This window comes from Pseudomonas sp. GZJR-8, from assembly GCF_002916705.1.
Taxonomy (GTDB): domain Bacteria; phylum Pseudomonadota; class Gammaproteobacteria; order Pseudomonadales; family Pseudomonadaceae; genus Aquipseudomonas; species Aquipseudomonas synxantha_A.
On the sequence record NZ_JXSI01000020.1, the window covers coordinates 29,908 to 46,319 of the forward strand.

Below are 16,412 nucleotides of genomic sequence, written 5' to 3' on the forward strand. Positions count from 1 at the left end.
GGGCATGACTCAGACATTGCACACCACGCTGCTGATTATCGGCGGCGGCCCCGGCGGCTATGTGGCGGCGATTCGCGCCGGCCAGCTGGGCATCCCCACCATACTGGTGGAAGGCCAGGCACTGGGCGGCACCTGCCTGAACATCGGCTGCATTCCGTCCAAGGCGCTGATCCATGTAGCCGAGCAGTTCCAGCAGACCGTGCATCACAGCCAGGGCTCACAACTGGGCATTGAAGTGGATGTGCCGACCCTGGACATCCGCAAAAGCGTGGAATGGAAAGACGGCATCGTCGATCGCCTGACCACGGGTGTCGCCGCGCTGCTGAAAAAACACAAGGTGCAGGTCGTTCACGGTTGGGCCAAGGTTATCGACGGCAAGACTGTCGAGGTGGGCGACCAGCGCATCCAGTGCGAACACCTGCTGCTGGCCACCGGTTCGAAAAGTGTCAACCTGCCGATGCTGCCGATTGGCGGGCCGATCATCTCGTCCACCGAAGCCTTGGCACCGACCCGCGTGCCCAAGCGCCTGATTGTGGTGGGCGGCGGTTATATCGGCCTGGAACTGGGTATCGCCTATCGCAAGCTCGGTGCCGAGGTCAGTGTGGTCGAGGCCCAGGAACATATCCTGCCCGCCTACGATGCCGAGCTGACCTTACCGGTGGCCGAGTCCCTGAAGAAACTCGGGGTGAAGCTGTACCTTGGGCACAGTGTCACCGGCTTTGCCGACAACAAGCTGCAAGTGCGTGCGCCCAATGGCGACACCTTGGCGCTGGACACCGACCAGGTGCTGGTAGCCGTTGGGCGCAAACCCAACACCCAAGGCTGGAACCTCGAAGCGCTGAACCTGGACATGAACGGCGCGGCGATCAAGATCGACAGCCGCTGCCAGACGAGCATGCGCAATGTGTACGCCATCGGCGACCTCAGCGGCGAGCCGATGCTGGCGCACCGGGCCATGGCCCAGGGCGAGATGGTGGCCGAACTGATCAGCGGCAAGACCCGCGAATTCAACCCGGCCGCGATTCCAGCGGTGTGCTTTACCGACCCGGAACTGGTGGTGGTCGGCAAGACCCCGGACGAGGCCAAGGCTGCCGGGCTGGACTGCATCGTGTCGAGCTTCCCGTTCGCCGCCAATGGTCGGGCCATGACGCTTGAGTCCAAAGCCGGTTTCGTGCGGGTGGTGGCGCGGCGTGACAATCATCTGATTGTCGGTTGGCAAGCCGTGGGGGCTGGGGTGTCCGAGCTGTCTACCGCGTTCGGCCTGAGCCTGGAAATGGGCTCGCGCCTTGAGGATGTGGCCGGCACCATTCACGCCCATCCGACCCTTGGCGAGGCGGTGCAGGAAGCGGCATTGCGGGCACTGGGGCACGCCTTGCATCTGTGAAACTGCGGTGACGCTATCGCAGGCAAGCCGGCTCCCACATTTGGAATGCAGTCAAATGTGGGAGCCGGGCTTGCCCGCGATGACGGTGGACCAGCCAATACAAAGGCTCAATGGTCCACCCACCCGCTCCCACACAAGCCAAGAATGCAGTATTGTTGCTCCCATCCAGAAAAAAATCCGACTTGACCAGAGATAGAGGGTGTCATGGGTAACGAAAGCATCAATTGGGACAAGCTGGGTTTTGACTACATCAAGACCGACAAGCGGTTTCTCCAGGTCTGGAAAAACGGCGAATGGCAGGAAGGCACCCTGACCGACGACAACGTGCTGCACATCAGCGAGGGCTCCACCGCCCTGCACTATGGCCAGCAATGCTTCGAGGGCCTGAAGGCCTATCGCTGCAAGGACGGTTCGATCAACCTGTTCCGCCCGGACCAGAACGCTGCACGTATGCAACGCAGCTGTGCCCGCCTGTTGATGCCGCATGTGTCGACCGAAGACTTCATCGACGCCTGCAAACAAGTGGTCAAGGCCAACGAGCGCTTCATCCCGCCGTATGGCAGTGGCGGCGCGCTGTACCTGCGCCCGTTCGTGATCGGCACCGGTGACAATATCGGCGTACGCTCTGCGCCGGAGTTCATCTTCTCGGTGTTCGCTATCCCGGTCGGGGCCTACTTCAAAGGCGGCCTGGTGCCACATAACTTCCAGATCTCCACCTTCGACCGCGCTGCGCCGCAAGGCACCGGTGCCGCCAAGGTCGGTGGCAACTACGCCGCCAGCCTGATGCCGGGCTCTGAAGCGAAGAAATCCGGCTTCGCCGACGCGATCTACCTGGACCCGATGACTCACTCGAAAATCGAAGAAGTCGGCTCGGCCAACTTCTTCGGGATCACCCACGACAACCAGTTCATCACGCCAAAGTCGCCTTCGGTGCTGCCAGGCATCACCCGCCTGTCGCTGATGGAACTGGCCCAGACCCGCCTGGGCCTGGACGTGGTCGAAGGCGAAGTGTTCATCGACAAACTGGACCAGTTCAAGGAAGCCGGCGCCTGCGGTACTGCTGCGGTGATTTCACCGATCGGCGGCATCCAGCACAACGGTAAGATGCACGTGTTCCACAGCGAAACCGAAGTCGGCCCGGTTACCCAGAAGCTCTACAAAGAGCTGACCGGTGTGCAGACCGGTGACGTTGAAGCGCCAGCGGGTTGGATCGTCAAGGTTTGAAAATGATCTGAACCTGCCACTTCAGAAAAGGCCCATTCACCGCTGTCGGTGAATGGGCCTTTTTTATGCGGTGGGTTACTGGATGTGCAATCACCTGTGAAGATTGACAGTAGACAGTAAAAATCGGCACACCTAAGTTAACTCTCCTTCTAAACCCAGCAGGAGCCCATCATGGCGATCTATGAATTACGTGTGTCCGCAGAAGATTTCGAGAATGACGGTAGTAAAGAAATCGTGATGGAAACTTACATTAACAACGACCTTGATTGGGCCGTTTACGCGTCATCCAGCAAGCACGACGGGATTTACGATACCGCCTCGGCACCCGATGACGTCGACGGCGATGGAGACTACGATAACGATGACAAGGCGCATTACCTGAACGTCGCCAACGCTTTCGCCAAAATGACAGCCTATGCCATAAAAAAACGAAAAAAAGCGAAGAAATAAAGCTCACCAGCCATGACCAGGTTGCCGTCGGTCATGCGCGTCAACCGTTGATATTTTCTGCAATCTTCTTGCCCATACTGATCCTCGGCTCCACCCCATACCCCAACGCCTCATAAAACCCCACCACAACGTCATTGCCGCCGGTGATCTGCAGGTTGATCTTCATGCAGCCCAAGGCCGTCAACACCTGCTCGGCATGGCGCACCAGCGACGATCCCAAACCATGGCGACGATAGTCGGCATGCACCGCCACCGAGTACAACCAGCCACGATGGCCGTCATAGCCCGCGAGAATCGTACCAATCACGGCTTTCTTGTCGGTGGCCACGAAGAACAGCCCATCGTTGACCGCCAGCTTCTTGTCAATCGCCAGGCTCGGCAGGTTGTGTGCGGTGTCATAGCCAAACGCCTGCTGCCATAACTCAATCACTTGGGCGCGATGCTGCCGGTCGCGGTAGGGGCCGATGGGATGCCGTGACAGCAAGGTCTTTTCCATGACCAGCGTGCGCTCGTTGCCATGGTAGACATCGCGCACGGTGTGAAAACCCAGCTTGCTGTAGAACGGCTCGGCGGTCAGTGATGACGGCACACTCAACACCGTCACCCCGGCTTCGCGGGCACGCAGTTCGATCTCGATCATCAACAAACGGCCGATACCCTGCCCTTGCAGCTCGGGATTGACGAAGACCGAACGCACCACGTTGGCATCAAGGGCAGCGGTGGCGACGATTGAATGGTCCTGGGTAGCCACCAGCACAATACGGCGGTTGAGCAGTTCCAGAACCGCATCGGGCGTGAAGTGAGTGGCGACGCGAGCAATCACATCTGCTGGATAATCCCGTGCATTGCTGCTGTGCAAGGCCGCCAGAATGACCTGGCTGATGCCCTGGGCATCGGCTGCTTGGGCGAGACGAACAACGGTCGACATGACTCCTCCTGGCTGGCGCGACTGTAATGAACACCCCACTGTGCATGTGGAAGGGAGCTTGATCCCGATAGCGGTGGGTCAGCTAAAGATAAGCTATACGCCTCGTTGATGCCCTGCATATCGATCATTTCCACATCCCGGACAATCCTCTGTTCGGCGCAGAACCCAGCATCTCCCGGGCTTTCTGGATACGGCCGATCAGCGAACCGCAACAGGTGCGGGCAATGCCATTGACGCTGAACCGTTCAACCAAGCACGCCCATACAATCGGCGTCACCGCCCGCCCCCTAAGCTTTTGACTTTCTTAAAAGCGCTGGAGAGTAGGCATGTACAGAAAAGTGAGGGCGGTAACCCTGGCCGTGACATTGCTGGCCGGGGCCATGGCGGGCAGCGCATGGGCGGCCACGCCGGCAGTGGCTGTGGCGCCGCAATACGACACCAGCCATGTGTATGTAGCACCCGCTGATGTAGAGGGTTTTGCCCAGAGTTTCCTGGCCACGTTCGGGGGCAAGAGCACGCCCCAGGTGGTGGTCAATGTGCTGCCGGTGCCGAGCAGCACCACTTCGCAACTGTTGCAGACCCCTGCCGGCACGGTGTCACTGTTCGGCTTCACCACGCCCATCCCCCATCCTTTCGGCCAGGAGCGCAATGGTTATCTGGTCAAGGACATGGACGTGGCCCTGAAGGCAGCTCGGGACAACGGCGCTGCGGTCATCGTCAGCGATTTTCCCGATCCCATCGGCCGCGATGCGGTGGTGCAGTGGCCGGGCGGCGTGAACATGCAGCTGTATTGGCACACCAAGGCTCCCGACTACGCCGCCTTCCAGACGGTGCCGGAAAACCGCGTGTACCTCAGCGCCGATCGCGCCGACCGCTTTATCAAGGCGTTCGTTGGCTTCTCCCACGGCAAAGTGGTAGCCGATGACAAGCACGCACCTGCTGTGGAGGTGGGCCAGGCTGGCGGCACTTACCGACGCGTCGAAATCACGTCGCCCTTTGGGCGTATGGCGGTACTGGTGACCAACGGCCAACTGCCCTACCCCTTTGGCCATGAAACCACCGGCTATGAGGTAGCCGACCTGACGGCCACCCTGGCCAAAGCCACGGGCTCGGGCGCTACCGTACTGGTGCCGAGCTTCGCCAGCAAAGGCCGTCGCAGCGCATTGGTGCAATTCCCGGGCGGTTACGTCGCGGAAATTCACCAACTCATCGCGGCGAAATGATCCGTCGTACAGGCTGGGGCCTGGCCGTGCTGTGGCCGCTGGTGGTGGGCAGCGTACATGCCGACAATCAACCGACCCGCCCGGCCATCAAGGCCAATCGCTGGCAGGAAGACTGGTCTGTGCTCAAGGATCCGGCATTGCGCACGCAACCGTTGGACAACCTCAAGTACATCCCGCTGTCCGCCGCCAACCCGTTCACCTACCTGTCCATGGGTGCGACGTTGCGCGAACGCTTCGAGATGAACGACGCCAGCGGCTTCGGCGTGCGCGATGTAGCGCGTGATCGCTACCTGATCCAGCGTTTTCAGGTGCACGCCGACTTGCACCTCAACGAACACTGGCGGCTGTTCACCCAGTTGGAAGATGTACGGGCCTATGACAAAACCACCATCGGCGGCGCCGACCAGAACCGCGTAGACCTGCGCCTGGCCTTTGCCGAATACGTGAAGACCTTCAGCGCCGGCACCTTTAAGGCTCGGGCGGGTCGCCAGGACTTTGCCTTCGATTTGCAGCGCTTTATTTCGTCGCGCGATGGCCCGAATGTGCGCCAGTCCTTCGACGCGCTGTGGGCCGATTGGGAAACGCCCCAGTGGCGTTTTATCGGGATCGCCAGCCAACCGGTGCAATACCAGGATGGCCGGCACTTTGACGACAAATCCAATCGTGACGCGCGCTTCCACATGCTGCGGGTCGAGCGGCTGGTGGGCGGCAGCAATGAGTTGTCGGCCTATTACGGCGTCTACGAGCGCCGTGCCGCCCATTACCTGGATGCCGACGGCAACGAGACCCGCCAGTTGCTCGACGTACGCCTGGGCGGCGCGGCCCGGGGCTTCGACTGGGATATCGAAGCCATGCTGCAAAAGGGGTCGGTGGGCAGCCAGGCGATCCGCGCCTGGGCCGGCGGCAGCCGTACCGGCTACACCTTCGACACGCTGGCCTGGACACCGCGCCTCGGCCTGCAAGTGGATGTCGCCTCCGGTGACCGCAAGCGCGGTGATGGCCGCGTCGGCACCTTCAACCCACTGTTCCCCAACGGCTACTACTTTTCCCTGGCCGGTTATACGGGCTACAGCAACCTGATCCACGTCAAGCCATCAATCACCGTCAAACCCATCGCCAAGCTGAGCGTGCAAACCGCTGTCGGCCTGTTGTGGCGGCAGACCACCGCGGACGCGGTTTATACCCAACCCAACCTCGCCGTCGCCGGAACGGCTGGCCAGGGTCAACGCTGGACCGGCGCCTATGGCCAAGTGCGCACCGACTACGCGTTTACCTCCAACATCAGCGGTGCAATCGAGGCCGTGCACTACGCGGCTGGCCAGACCCTGCGTGATGCCGGTGGGCACGACAGCAACTACCTGGGCATGGAACTCAAGTTCAGTTGGTAACCTCAGGCGAGCACACCCATACAAGCCTGGGCTCAGGTTAACGGCAATAGTGATACGGTTTTTTCAGCGCTTTTTTAACTCAAGCAAGGAGATTCAGATGAGCACCTTCGTTGCCAAAGACGGTACCCAGATCTACTTCAAGGACTGGGGCAGCGGCAAGCCCGTGCTGTTCAGCCACGGCTGGCCGCTGGATGCCGACATGTGGGAATACCAGATGGAGTACCTGAGCAGCCGCGGCTTTCGTACTATCGCGTTCGACCGCCGTGGCTTTGGCCGCTCGGACCAACCCTGGACCGGTAACGACTACGACACCTTCGCTGACGACATCGCGCAGTTGATCGAACACCTGGACTTGAAGGACGTGACCCTGGTGGGCTTTTCCATGGGTGGCGGTGATGTGGCGCGCTACATCGCCCGCCATGGCAGCGCTCGTGTCGCCGGCCTGGTGTTGCTGGGTGCCGTGACGCCGATCTTCGGCCAGCAGCCCGACTATCCCCAAGGCGTCCCCACCGAGGTGTTCGATGGCATCAAGGCCGGCCTGTTGAAGGATCGCGCCCAATTCATCAGCGATTTCAATACGCCGTTCTTCGGTATCAACAAGGGCCAGCAAGTCTCGGAGGGTGTGCTCAGCCAGACCCTGCAGATCGCGATGCTTGCCTCGCTCAAGTCGACCGTGGATTGCGTCAGCGCCTTCTCCGAAACCGACTTCCGCCCGGACATGGCCAAAATCGACGTGCCGACCCTGGTGATCCATGGCGACGGCGACCAGATCGTGCCGTTCGAAACCACCGGCAAGGTGGCTGCCGAAATGATCAACGGCGCGCAACTGAAGGTCTACAAGGATGCACCCCACGGGTTTGCCGCGACCCACACCCAGCAGCTCAATGAAGACCTGTTGGCGTTCCTCAGCCGCTGAACCGCTTGCAACCTCCTCTCCTTGTTTGGCCGGGTTCGCCCGGCCTTTTTTTGCTCAGGCAAAGCGCTGAACCACTACCAGCCGCCCCGGCCCGGCAATGAGGATGCTGGTAAAGATGATCAACAGCAGCCAGCCGAACTGCCCCTCCCACAGCGTCCACTCTGGATGCACCACCAGCAAAGCGATGACCAGCACCGCCAGGATCGGCACGCACGCCAGGCGCACCAGCACGCCCGCAATGATCAGCAATGGGCACAGCACCTCGGCAAAGATCGCCAGCAGCAAGGTGACCTGGCCCCCCAGGTGAAACGGGTCTTCGATCAGCTTCAACTGTTCGCCGTAGTTGAGCAGCTTGGGCAACCCATGCACACACAACAGGAACACCGCCCCGCTGACCCGCAGGAACAACAGTCCGGTATCCTGATTTCTCGCTTCGTTCATACGCCACCTATGTCCGTCAATAATGATCGACGGCCAGTGTGTCCAAAGCCGCGCCGACGCACTTGCAGGCTTGTGCTGAAATCCTGCTGTTGCCCCAGGCCGTTGCATTGCCGAAAGAACCCGGCATGATCTTGCTGAACTGCCGACCCGGCGCTACGGTCCCAACCCATACGCTCATCGCTACAGGAACTTTTCCATGACGCTCCCCCAAGAAATGACCCTGATCGAAATCACCACGCCTGGCGGCCCCGACGTCTTGCAGCCACGGCGCGCCGACGTGCCAGTGGCCGGGCCAGGCGAGATTCTGATTCGCGTGCACGCCGCCGGGGTCAACCGCCCAGACGCGCTGCAACGCGCCGGCAAATACCCGATGAAACCCGGCATGAGCCCGATTCCCGGGCTGGAAGTGGCCGGTGAAGTGGTGGCGCTGGGCACTGGCGTGACTGAATACAGCCTGGGCGACAAGGTGTGTGCCCTGACCAATGGCGGTGGCTATGCGCAGTTTTGTGCGGTGCCGGCCAGCCAGGCGCTGCCGGTCCCGGCGGGCATGGACTGGATTCAGGCCGCCGCCGTGCCGGAAACCTTCTTCACGGTCTGGGCCAACCTGTTCGGCCTCGGCGGTGCCCATAAAGGCCAGCGCGCCTTGATCCACGGCGGCACCAGCGGCATCGGCACCACCGCATTGATGCTCTGCCAGGAGTTCGGTATCCAGGCATTCGCCACCGCCGGCAGCGCAGACAAATGTGCCGCGATTGCCAAGCTGGGCGCCGAACCGATCAACTACCGCGAACAGGAGTTTGCCGAGGTCATTGCCCAACAGACCGATGGCAAAGGCGTCGATGTGATTCTCGACATCATGGGTGCCTCGTACCTGAACAACAACCTCAAGGCCCTTGGCATGGACGGTCACCTGGTGATGCTCGGCTTCCTCGGTGGCGGCAAGGCTCATGACGTCGACCTGCTGACCATCCTCGCCAAACGCGCGGTGATCACCGGCTCCCTGCTGCGCGCCCGCACCCGCGAAGAAAAGGCCGCGATTGCCGAACAGCTACGCGACTACGTGTGGCCGGTGCTCAGCGCCGGGCGCTGCCTGCCGATCATCGACAAGGTCTACGCATACACCGACGCCGCCCAGGCCCATGCGCGCATGGAAGGTGGGGATCACATTGGCAAGATTGTGTTGCGGGTGGAGTGAGGCGCTTTCCTCAATCCTTGGCGACCGGCCAAGTTTGACGGTACTCGGCACAAATGTGGGAGGGGCGTGTGTCACTCCGGTTCGGCATACACCGGATAATCCACATACCCCGCCTGAGTCCCCCCATACAAGCCCTCTGCCTTCAACGCATTCAATGGCCAGCCATTGAAAATCCGCTGGGGCAGGTCTGGGTTGGCAATGAACGGCCGTCCGAAGGCGATCAGGTCCGCCAGCCCTGCCTCTACCAGCCGTGTACCGCGCTCGGCGGTGTAGCGGCCGGCGTAGATGATCCTGCCGCTGAAGGTGCGGCGCACGGCCTGGCGGAATGTTTCAGGCAGGTCCGGCGCGTTATCCCAGTCGGCTTCGGCGATGGAAACATAGGCGATGCCCGACGCTTCCAGCACTTTGATCGCTTCGATATAGGTACGGTGCGGGTCCTCTTCCACCAGGCCAATGTAGACCCGATCCTGATCGGTACCGCTGAACAGCGGCGAAAAGCGCACGCCCAGGCGCTGCGGCCCCACCACCTTGCACACCGCCTCGACAATCTCGCGCAGCAAGCGCAGGCGATTGTCCAGCGAACCGCCGTACTCATCCTCACGGATGTTGGAGTGGGCCGAGATGAACTGATTGACCAAATAGCCGTTGGCCGCATGGATTTCCACACCATCGAACCCGGCGTCCAGGGCATTGCGAGCAGCCTGGGCGTAGTGCCCGACCAACTCGTCGATTTCCAGCGTGCTCAACGCACGAGGCACGGGTGGCTGCACCAGCTCACCCACACCCGGACCGGTTTCAATAAAGGCTTTGGCTTGCAGCGCCGGCAGTGCAGACGGCCCCACCGGTGCAGCGCCGCCAGGTTGCAAGGCGTTATGGGACACCCGCCCCACGTGCCATAGCTGGGCAAAGATCACCCCACCCTCGGCATGTACCGCTGCGGTGACCTTGCGCCAACCCTCGATCTGCGCCGGTGTATGGATGCCCGGCGTCCATGCGTAGCCCTGGCCGCGCGGTTCGATCTGCGTACCCTCGCTGACCATGAAGCCGGCACTGGCACGCTGGCGGTAATATTCGGCCATCAGGTCGGTGGCGATATTGCCCGGCTGGGCGCTGCGCTGGCGTGTCAGCGGCGGCAGCACAACGCGATTGTTCAAGCGATGATGCCCCAGCTTTATCGGGGTGTTCAAAATGCAGTCAGGCATGGGGATATTCCAAATTCAGAACGAACGAAAACCCTGGCGACTCCTGGGAGTCGCCAGCGCGTACCTCGGTTTATTAACTTAAGCGCTGAGTGTCAGCAGGGCCTTGGCCACGTCGCTGGAGCTGCCCGGGTTCTGCCCAGTGACCAGCAAGCCATCGGTAATCACAAAGGATTGCCAGTCGGCACCCTTCTCATACTTGCCGCCCAGTTTTTTGAATTCATCTTCAATCAGGAACGGCACGACATCGGTCAACTCCACCGCGGCTTCCTCCGAGTTGGAGAACCCGGTCACACGGCGGCCCTTGATCAACGGCTCACCGTTGACTGCCTTGACGTGGCGCAAGGCACCCGGTGCATGGCAGACAAATCCGATGGGTTTGCCGGCCCGTTCGAACGCCTCGATCAACGCGATGGACACCGGCGACTCCGCCAGGTCCCACAGCGGGCCGTGGCCGCCAGGGTAGAACACGGTGTCGAAGTCGGCGGTGTTGACCGTTTCCAGCTTCACCGTGGTAGCCAGGGCCTGCTGCGCAGCCGGGTCTGCGGCGAAGCGCGCTGTCTGCTCGGTTTGCGCATCCGGTTCATCGCTCTTCGGGTCCAACGGCGGCTGGCCGCCGGCCGGGGAAGCCAGCACCACATCGGCGCCAGCGTCCTTGAACGCGTAATAAGGGGCGGCAAACTCTTCGAGCCAGAAGCCAGTCTTGCGCCCGGTATCGCCAAGCTGGTCGTGAGAGGTCAGTACCATTAATACTTTCATTTTCCAGTGCCTCGATCGATGTGAGTAGCAGGGTTTTCAGGGCCGCCCAACAACTGTTGGGTCAGCAGCAGCGCCTCGCAGAACGGCGCAGTGGTACGGGTGATCTTGCCCATGACGCTGGTTCCCAGCCACAGCGCATACAAGCGCTTGGCAAGGCTGTGCGGAGCGTGCTCGAACCTGAGCGAGCCGTCTTCGACCCCGCGCTCCAGGGCCAGCGCGAGTAACTCGATGGTGCGCGAAGTACCGCGCTGCAACGCCAATCGCATCGGCTCTGACAGGTCAGAGACTTCAGCCCCCAACTTGACGGCCAGGCACTTGCCGGTATCGGTGCAGCCAGTGTGGTTGTCGATCCAGCCTTGCCAATAGCGCATCAACTTGGCGTGATGGGTTAAACCCGGCTGATCCAACAGCTGCTGCATACCTTCGACGTACTGATCGAAATAGGTATCGAGCAACACCACGCCAAACGCATCCTTGGAGTTGAAGTAGTGATAGAACGAGCCCTTGGGTACTTGTGCGGCGTGCAGGATTTCGTTCAAGCCCACCGCGGAAAATCCCTTGGCACCGACGATGGATTGCGCACGTTCAAGAATCGCTTGCCGTGCACTGCTGCTTGCGTTGCTCATGCTTGCCTCCGTGCGATTAGACCAGTCGTCTAGTTCGTTGGGGCCATGTTAGGCAGCGAGGCAACCACTCACAATGTCATATCCGCAAGGATTCCGGACATGCGCCAAAGTCGGTTGCCGTTTGCCCGGTACACGCCGACAATCCCCTCTCCCTGCCCCTTGGAGAGATGCAATGCACAGCGTTGCGCTGATGGTTTACCCGAACTTCCAGTCGTTGAGCCTTAGCCTGGGCTCGGTGTTCGAGTGCGCCAACCTGCTGCGCGGCGAGCCGGCCTATGAATTTCACCTGGTATCGGAAAGCGGCGGCGCGGTGATGACCTCCCAGGGCTTTTCAGTCAATACCAACGCCATCCGCCCAGAGGGTTATGACACTCTGATCGTCAGCGGCTACCTGGAGTTTCGCCTGCCGGAGGCCAACCTGCTGGAACTGGTCAAGGCAGCATCAGCACAGTCGCGTCGGGTGGCCTCGTTATGCATGGGCATCTTTGTGCTGGCAGAAGCGGGCCTGCTCGCCGGCAAACGCACCACCACCCACTGGATCCACGCGCCGGCGTTTCGCAAGCGCTACCCGGATATTCGCCTGGAAGAAGACAAGTTGTTCGTGGTGGACGGCCAGGTGTGGACCGGTGCCGGCATGAGCGCCGGGGTCGACCTGGCACTGGCGATGGTGGAGAACGACCTGGGCAGCGACCTTGCGCGCCGCATCGCACGCAAGCTGGTGATAGCCCAGCGCCGCGGCAGCGAGCAATCGCAACTCTCAACCTTGCTGGAACTGGACCCCAAATCCGACCGCGTGCAACTGGCCCTGGCCTATGCGCGTGAAAACCTAACCCATGATTTATCGGTAGAAGCCTTGGCCGAAGTCGCCCGGCTCAGCCCGCGCCAGTTCAGCCGAGTGTTTCGCGAAGAAACCGGGCAAACCCCGGCCAAGGCCATCGAAGCCCTGCGGGTGGAAGCGGCGCGGGCGATGATGGAAACCAGCCGTCACCCGGTGGAAGTAGTGGCCCGCGAAACCGGGTTTGGTGATCGCGAACGCATGCGCCAGGCGTTCCTCCGTGCATTCGGGCAGCCGCCCCAGGCGATGCAGCAGGTGTTGTTCAATCCAGGCTAGGGGCGTAGCCGAGTTGTTGGCGTTCGAACTGTGGGAGGGGGCTTGATCCCGATGGCGGTGGGTCAGCCGCAATATCAGGTGACTGGCCCACCGCTATCGGGAGCAAGCCCCCTCCCACATTTTGATCTCGGGGCATCAGTTACGGTGTGCAAGCCTTTAACCTCAGCACAACCCGCCCGTCAGTGCAGCGAAACCCGCGTAATCAGGTAGCTCACCAGCTGCGGATCATCCTCCAGTTCAATCGTCTGCACCGGGCGCGGCAGGGTATCCAGCACGGTACGCCAGAACGCCTGGGACACTTCGTCCTGATCATAGAAACGCACCAGCCAATTGGCCTCGCCGCTGCACAGTACCTGGCTGGCAATGGCGCGGCCGATACCTTTGCGCCGATAACGCTTGAGGATGAACAGGTCGGCCAGTTCCAGGGCCTCGATACCGGGCAATTCGCTGCCCTCGATCAACAGGAAACCGGCGATATAACCATCGACCAGCAACAGGTTGGCGCTCCACTGCGGGTCGTGCCAGTAGCGGGCCAGATGCTCGTCGTGGATGTAGAAACGGCCATCGGCCTCAACATCTTCCTGTTCCCAGTCCGAGGACTCGTAGGCGTAGTACTGGTATAGATTGCGAATCAGCTCGGCGTCTTCAGGGCCGGTCTGGATCAATTCAACGGTGGTTTCAGGCATGGGGCTCTCGGTGGAAAAACGCAGGGCGCCATTGTTCACAAAAGTGCCTGCCACGCCAATGGCTTGTCGAATCCTTTCTATTGGCTGAACCGAATGCAAATAGCGGTTGCCCTGGCCAAATTCCTGAAACGTTTAGAATAAACTTCGCCGGTTTCCACCTTTCGCTCAAGGACACGTATTGTGACCAACGTCTGTACCGCCGGCCTGGATGTGGGCTTTGCCTCCCTGAATTACCTGCAAATTTTCATCCTGGGGGTAATCCAGGGCATCACCGAATTGCTGCCGGTGTCGTCCACCGCCCATATGCGCGTGGTGCCCGCCCTGCTCGGCTGGCAAGACCCGGGCTCGGCGTTTTCGGCGGCCATGCAATTGGCCGCGCTGGCGGCAGTGGTCAGTTACTTCTGGCGGGATGTGCGCCAGGTCACCACCGGCAGTATCAGTGCGGTGCGCCGGGGCGACTATAACGATCGGTGGTTCAAACTGGCGGTGGCGATCGTGCTGGCGACTATCCCGATTGGAATTGCCGGGTTGGCGCTGTCTTCGACCCTGAATGCATGCAACTCGCCATTGCGCGGGCTGATGGTGATCGGCATTTCCTGCGTGGTGATGGCGGTGTTGCTGGCACTGGCCGAAGTGCGCGCCCGCCATACCCGCGACGTAAGCCAAATGCGCTTGCGCGATGCGCTGATCGTGGGGGTGGCGCAGATCGGCGCGTTGATTCCTGGGGTGTCGCGTTCGGGCTCCACGCTGACCGCAGCGCTGTTCCTGAATTTCAAACGTGAGGAAGCGGCGCGCTTTTCTTTCCTGCTGGGCCTGCCGGCCATTGCCCTGGCCGGTTTGAAAGAACTGTGGGTGCTGCTGCGCGCCGACCTCCCTGCCCACGCCTGGCCGCACTTGATCTTCGGCCTGGTGGTGGCGAGCATCTCGGCGTTCTTTGCGATCTGGGGCCTGATGAAGTTCCTGGAGCGCTTCTCCACCTGGCCGTTCGTGATCTACCGTGCGCTGCTGGGGATCTTCCTGATTGTGGCGGTCAGCAGCGGGTTGTTGAGTTAAGCCGCCGGTTCGCGGTCGGCCAGCGCTTCAAGCAGGTCGGCCGAGGGCACGAAAAACAGGCCGCCAGTCACGGCGGTACTGAAGTCGAGCAAGCGGTCATAGTTGCCGACCGGGCGGCCAACGAACATGTTTTCCAGCATCTGCTCCAGAGGCTGCGGCGAGCGTGCGTAGCCGATGAAATAGGTGCCGAACTCGCCGGCACCGGGGCGGCCGAAGGGCATGTTGTCGCGCAGGATCTTCACTTCCTCACCGTTCTCGTCAGTGATGACGGTCAAGGCGCTGTGGGAGTTGCTCGGCTTGGTTTCTTCGTCCAGTTCGATATCTGCCAGTTTGGTGCGCCCGATTACCTTCTCCTGGGCTTCTACCGTCAAGCCGTTCCAGGCGCTCATGTTGTGCAGGTATTTCTGCACCACTACGTAGCTGCCGCCCTCGAACTGAGGGTCTTCGTCACCGACCAGGGTGAATCTTTCGGCCTTGCGCCCTACCGGGTTTTCGGTGCCGTCGACAAAACCGATGATGCTGCGCATATCGAAATAGCGGAAACCCTGGACCTCATCCACCACCTTGACGCTATCGCCCAAGGCAGCCATCAATTGGGTCGCCAGCTCGAAACACAGGTCCATCTGCTCGGCGCGGATATGCAGGAGGATATCGCCCGGGGTCGACACCGCCTTGCGCCCTTCTACACCGAATTCGCGGAACGGATGCAGCGACGCCGGGCGAGGCGCGCCGAACAGCCGATCCCACGCATCCGAGCCAAACCCGCAGACGCAGGTCAGGTTGCCCGACGGCACGCGCTTGCCCACCGAGCGCACAAGGCCTGCGATGTCGGCGCACCAGGCACGCACGTTTTCAACTGCATCGGGGGCCAGGGTGGCGACCATGAAAATCGCGCTGCTGGTGATCGGGTGGCACACGGACTGCGGTTCGAGAGGTGGCTGGACAGGGCAGGTTTTCATCAGGCAGATCCATAGGCTAAGGTCGGTTTGAACCGACGCAGGTTAGCAGATCAGCCGTGACAACTGGCCCACACCTGGCGAATCAGCGCCTTCATCTTGAGCGCCTCGGCCCAGCGATCAGTGAGTTCTCGCCCCATTGCATCGGTGATCGCATAGGGTGGCGGGCCCAGTTCGCAGGTGAAGGGCAGGCTCTGGGGCGCGTCGGCACGGGTCAGCCAGTCGTCGATCCCATAGCGCCACCAGCCGGTAAAGCGCTCGACCCAAGGCTGGTGCTGAGGAAAATCCAGGCCAACCTGCACCTGCTCACTGCTGGCGACGCGGCCATGAAAGCCCCAGCTATGGCGCAGGATCGTGCGTATCTGCTCGTCGTCTTCCAAGGCTCCGGGTTCTGGCAACTCGCGGCCGACGACGTAGTGGGACAGGTCCGCGAGCAGTTTCAGGTCGGGCATTTGCGCCAGCAGGTCGAGGGTGAACAACAGGTCGTTGGTCAGTCGATAACGGTGGGTTTCCAGCAGGATCGGGAAGTCCACCTGTTCGGCCAGGCGCTGCCAGCCTTCGATCAGCCTGACCGCCTCGGCCTGGGTACGCGGGCGCACATCGGCTTGCAGGGTGAGGTGGTGACAACCGTAGCGGCCGATCACTTCCAATGCCCTGGCCAGATCATCCACCGATTGCGGGAACAGTTGACCTTCGATCTGCAAGCCTCTGGCCGTGGCGGCAGCGTACAAGCGCGAGACTGCGGCCGGCGTCCAGTAATGGTCGGTGATGCCGTCAAAACCGGCGGCGACGATGCGGTCCAGTTGCGCTTCTTGGCTGCCGGGCTCGGTTTGCATGGCCCATAGTGATTGGAATACCAGGAGTTGGTGCATC

Annotated in this window: 17 protein-coding genes; 9 read left to right on the forward strand and 8 right to left on the reverse strand. The window is 61.2% G+C overall.

All coding sequences use genetic code 11. The features are described from left to right. The first annotated feature begins 4 nt into the window (after positions 1 to 4). From lpdA to TK42_RS26145, 3 genes are all read left to right on the forward strand, one after another. Positions 5 to 1,384, forward strand: coding sequence for a dihydrolipoyl dehydrogenase (gene lpdA, locus TK42_RS26135; RefSeq protein WP_103735478.1), 1,380 nt, complete (start codon positions 5 to 7; stop codon positions 1,382 to 1,384). 204 nt (positions 1,385 to 1,588) lie between these two features. Beyond that, complete coding sequence (locus TK42_RS26140) at positions 1,589 to 2,608, forward strand: branched-chain amino acid aminotransferase (protein WP_005789450.1); 1,020 nt, start codon at positions 1,589 to 1,591, stop codon at positions 2,606 to 2,608. Positions 2,609 to 2,779: 171 nt separating this feature from the next. Beyond that, positions 2,780 to 3,058, forward strand: a complete 279-nt coding sequence (locus TK42_RS26145; RefSeq protein ID WP_103735479.1) for a hypothetical protein — start codon at positions 2,780 to 2,782, stop codon at positions 3,056 to 3,058. 40 nt (positions 3,059 to 3,098) lie between these two features. Here the strand turns inward: TK42_RS26145 and TK42_RS26150 are convergent, their stop codons facing one another. Then, positions 3,099 to 3,986 (reverse strand): GNAT family acetyltransferase, encoded by an 888-nt coding sequence (locus tag TK42_RS26150; RefSeq protein ID WP_103735480.1) that lies wholly within the window; start codon positions 3,984 to 3,986, stop codon positions 3,099 to 3,101. A 326-nt stretch (positions 3,987 to 4,312) separates the two neighbouring features. Between TK42_RS26150 and TK42_RS26160 the strand changes: the two genes are divergently transcribed. The 3 genes from TK42_RS26160 to TK42_RS26170 all read left to right on the forward strand — a co-directional run bounded on the left by TK42_RS26160 (position 4,313) and on the right by TK42_RS26170 (position 7,513). Further along, on the forward strand, positions 4,313 to 5,209 hold the full coding sequence (locus TK42_RS26160; RefSeq protein WP_103735481.1) for a VOC family protein: 897 nt from the start codon (positions 4,313 to 4,315) through the stop codon (positions 5,207 to 5,209). Beyond that, on the forward strand, positions 5,206 to 6,597 hold the full coding sequence (locus TK42_RS26165) for an alginate export family protein (RefSeq protein ID WP_103735482.1): 1,392 nt from the start codon (positions 5,206 to 5,208) through the stop codon (positions 6,595 to 6,597). Before TK42_RS26160 ends, TK42_RS26165 begins: the two co-directional genes overlap by 4 nt. Positions 6,598 to 6,694: 97 nt before the next feature. After that, positions 6,695 to 7,513, forward strand: coding sequence for an alpha/beta fold hydrolase (locus TK42_RS26170; protein WP_005789458.1), 819 nt, complete (start codon positions 6,695 to 6,697; stop codon positions 7,511 to 7,513). A gap of 54 nt (positions 7,514 to 7,567) precedes the next feature. Here the strand turns inward: TK42_RS26170 and TK42_RS26175 are convergent, their stop codons facing one another. After that, entirely contained in the window at positions 7,568 to 7,954 is a 387-nt protein-coding gene (locus tag TK42_RS26175; protein ID WP_032880465.1) for a DoxX family protein, read from the reverse strand. A 196-nt stretch (positions 7,955 to 8,150) separates the two neighbouring features. Between TK42_RS26175 and TK42_RS26180 the strand changes: the two genes are divergently transcribed. Next, positions 8,151 to 9,149, forward strand: a complete 999-nt coding sequence (locus TK42_RS26180) for an NAD(P)H-quinone oxidoreductase (RefSeq protein WP_032880463.1) — start codon at positions 8,151 to 8,153, stop codon at positions 9,147 to 9,149. 71 nt (positions 9,150 to 9,220) lie between these two features. Here TK42_RS26180 and TK42_RS26185 read toward each other — a convergent pair whose 3' ends face one another. The 3 genes from TK42_RS26185 to TK42_RS26195 form a co-directional block, all read right to left on the reverse strand. Next, positions 9,221 to 10,351, reverse strand: a complete 1,131-nt coding sequence (locus TK42_RS26185) for an alkene reductase (RefSeq protein ID WP_032880461.1) — start codon at positions 10,349 to 10,351, stop codon at positions 9,221 to 9,223. Between the two features lie 78 nt (positions 10,352 to 10,429). Continuing rightward, positions 10,430 to 11,107: a type 1 glutamine amidotransferase domain-containing protein gene (locus TK42_RS26190; protein WP_103735483.1), complete on the reverse strand. Its 678-nt coding sequence runs from the start codon at positions 11,105 to 11,107 to the stop codon at positions 10,430 to 10,432. Next, positions 11,104 to 11,733 carry a TetR/AcrR family transcriptional regulator gene (locus TK42_RS26195; protein WP_032880456.1) on the reverse strand — a complete coding sequence of 210 codons (630 nt, stop codon included), beginning with the start codon at positions 11,731 to 11,733 and terminating at the stop codon, positions 11,104 to 11,106. Before TK42_RS26195 ends, TK42_RS26190 begins: the two co-directional genes overlap by 4 nt. 172 nt (positions 11,734 to 11,905) lie before the next feature. Here TK42_RS26195 and TK42_RS26200 point away from each other — a divergent pair, with 172 nt between their 5' ends. Continuing rightward, the gene (locus TK42_RS26200) at positions 11,906 to 12,844 is read left to right on the forward strand and encodes a GlxA family transcriptional regulator (RefSeq protein WP_032880454.1); all 939 of its coding nucleotides are present in this window, start codon (positions 11,906 to 11,908) and stop codon (positions 12,842 to 12,844) included. Positions 12,845 to 13,023: 179 nt separating this feature from the next. On the opposite strand, the gene TK42_RS26205 is transcribed toward TK42_RS26200, so the two are convergent. After that, entirely contained in the window at positions 13,024 to 13,530 is a 507-nt protein-coding gene (locus TK42_RS26205; RefSeq protein ID WP_103735497.1) for a GNAT family N-acetyltransferase, read from the reverse strand. Between the two features lie 180 nt (positions 13,531 to 13,710). Between TK42_RS26205 and TK42_RS26210 the strand changes: the two genes are divergently transcribed. Then, positions 13,711 to 14,583, forward strand: a complete 873-nt coding sequence (locus TK42_RS26210; RefSeq protein ID WP_103735484.1) for an undecaprenyl-diphosphate phosphatase — start codon at positions 13,711 to 13,713, stop codon at positions 14,581 to 14,583. Here TK42_RS26210 and TK42_RS26215 read toward each other — a convergent pair. Together TK42_RS26215 and TK42_RS26220 are read right to left on the reverse strand one after the other, a co-directional pair. Beyond that, positions 14,580 to 15,542 (reverse strand): Dyp-type peroxidase, encoded by a 963-nt coding sequence (locus tag TK42_RS26215; protein WP_032880448.1) that lies wholly within the window; start codon positions 15,540 to 15,542, stop codon positions 14,580 to 14,582. The genes TK42_RS26210 and TK42_RS26215 overlap by 4 nt on opposite strands. Positions 15,543 to 15,592: 50 nt before the next feature. Further along, positions 15,593 to 16,411 carry a sugar phosphate isomerase/epimerase gene (locus TK42_RS26220; RefSeq protein ID WP_103735485.1) on the reverse strand — a complete coding sequence of 273 codons (819 nt, stop codon included), beginning with the start codon at positions 16,409 to 16,411 and terminating at the stop codon, positions 15,593 to 15,595. Between the last annotated feature and the right edge of the window lies 1 nt (position 16,412).

Excerpts from the sequence above, each read along its gene's own strand:
- TK42_RS26215 (WP_032880448.1), bottom strand. The coding sequence starts at position 15,542 with ATGAAAACCTGCCCTGTCCAGCCACCTCTCGAACCGCAGTCCGTGTGC.
- TK42_RS26175 (WP_032880465.1), bottom strand. The coding sequence starts at position 7,954 with ATGAACGAAGCGAGAAATCAGGATACCGGACTGTTGTTCCTGCGGGTC.
- TK42_RS26195 (WP_032880456.1), bottom strand. The coding sequence starts at position 11,733 with ATGAGCAACGCAAGCAGCAGTGCACGGCAAGCGATTCTTGAACGTGCG.
- TK42_RS26170 (WP_005789458.1), top strand. The coding sequence starts at position 6,695 with ATGAGCACCTTCGTTGCCAAAGACGGTACCCAGATCTACTTCAAGGAC.
- TK42_RS26140 (WP_005789450.1), top strand. The coding sequence starts at position 1,589 with ATGGGTAACGAAAGCATCAATTGGGACAAGCTGGGTTTTGACTACATC.
- TK42_RS26160 (WP_103735481.1), top strand. The coding sequence starts at position 4,313 with ATGTACAGAAAAGTGAGGGCGGTAACCCTGGCCGTGACATTGCTGGCC.
- TK42_RS26145 (WP_103735479.1), top strand. The coding sequence starts at position 2,780 with ATGGCGATCTATGAATTACGTGTGTCCGCAGAAGATTTCGAGAATGAC.
- TK42_RS26200 (WP_032880454.1), top strand. The coding sequence starts at position 11,906 with ATGCACAGCGTTGCGCTGATGGTTTACCCGAACTTCCAGTCGTTGAGC.
- TK42_RS26165 (WP_103735482.1), top strand. The coding sequence starts at position 5,206 with ATGATCCGTCGTACAGGCTGGGGCCTGGCCGTGCTGTGGCCGCTGGTG.
- TK42_RS26220 (WP_103735485.1), bottom strand. The coding sequence starts at position 16,411 with ATGCACCAACTCCTGGTATTCCAATCACTATGGGCCATGCAAACCGAG.
- lpdA (WP_103735478.1), top strand. The coding sequence starts at position 5 with ATGACTCAGACATTGCACACCACGCTGCTGATTATCGGCGGCGGCCCC.
- TK42_RS26150 (WP_103735480.1), bottom strand. The coding sequence starts at position 3,986 with ATGTCGACCGTTGTTCGTCTCGCCCAAGCAGCCGATGCCCAGGGCATC.
- TK42_RS26180 (WP_032880463.1), top strand. The coding sequence starts at position 8,151 with ATGACGCTCCCCCAAGAAATGACCCTGATCGAAATCACCACGCCTGGC.
- TK42_RS26190 (WP_103735483.1), bottom strand. The coding sequence starts at position 11,107 with ATGAAAGTATTAATGGTACTGACCTCTCACGACCAGCTTGGCGATACC.
- TK42_RS26185 (WP_032880461.1), bottom strand. The coding sequence starts at position 10,351 with ATGCCTGACTGCATTTTGAACACCCCGATAAAGCTGGGGCATCATCGC.
- TK42_RS26205 (WP_103735497.1), bottom strand. The coding sequence starts at position 13,530 with ATGCCTGAAACCACCGTTGAATTGATCCAGACCGGCCCTGAAGACGCC.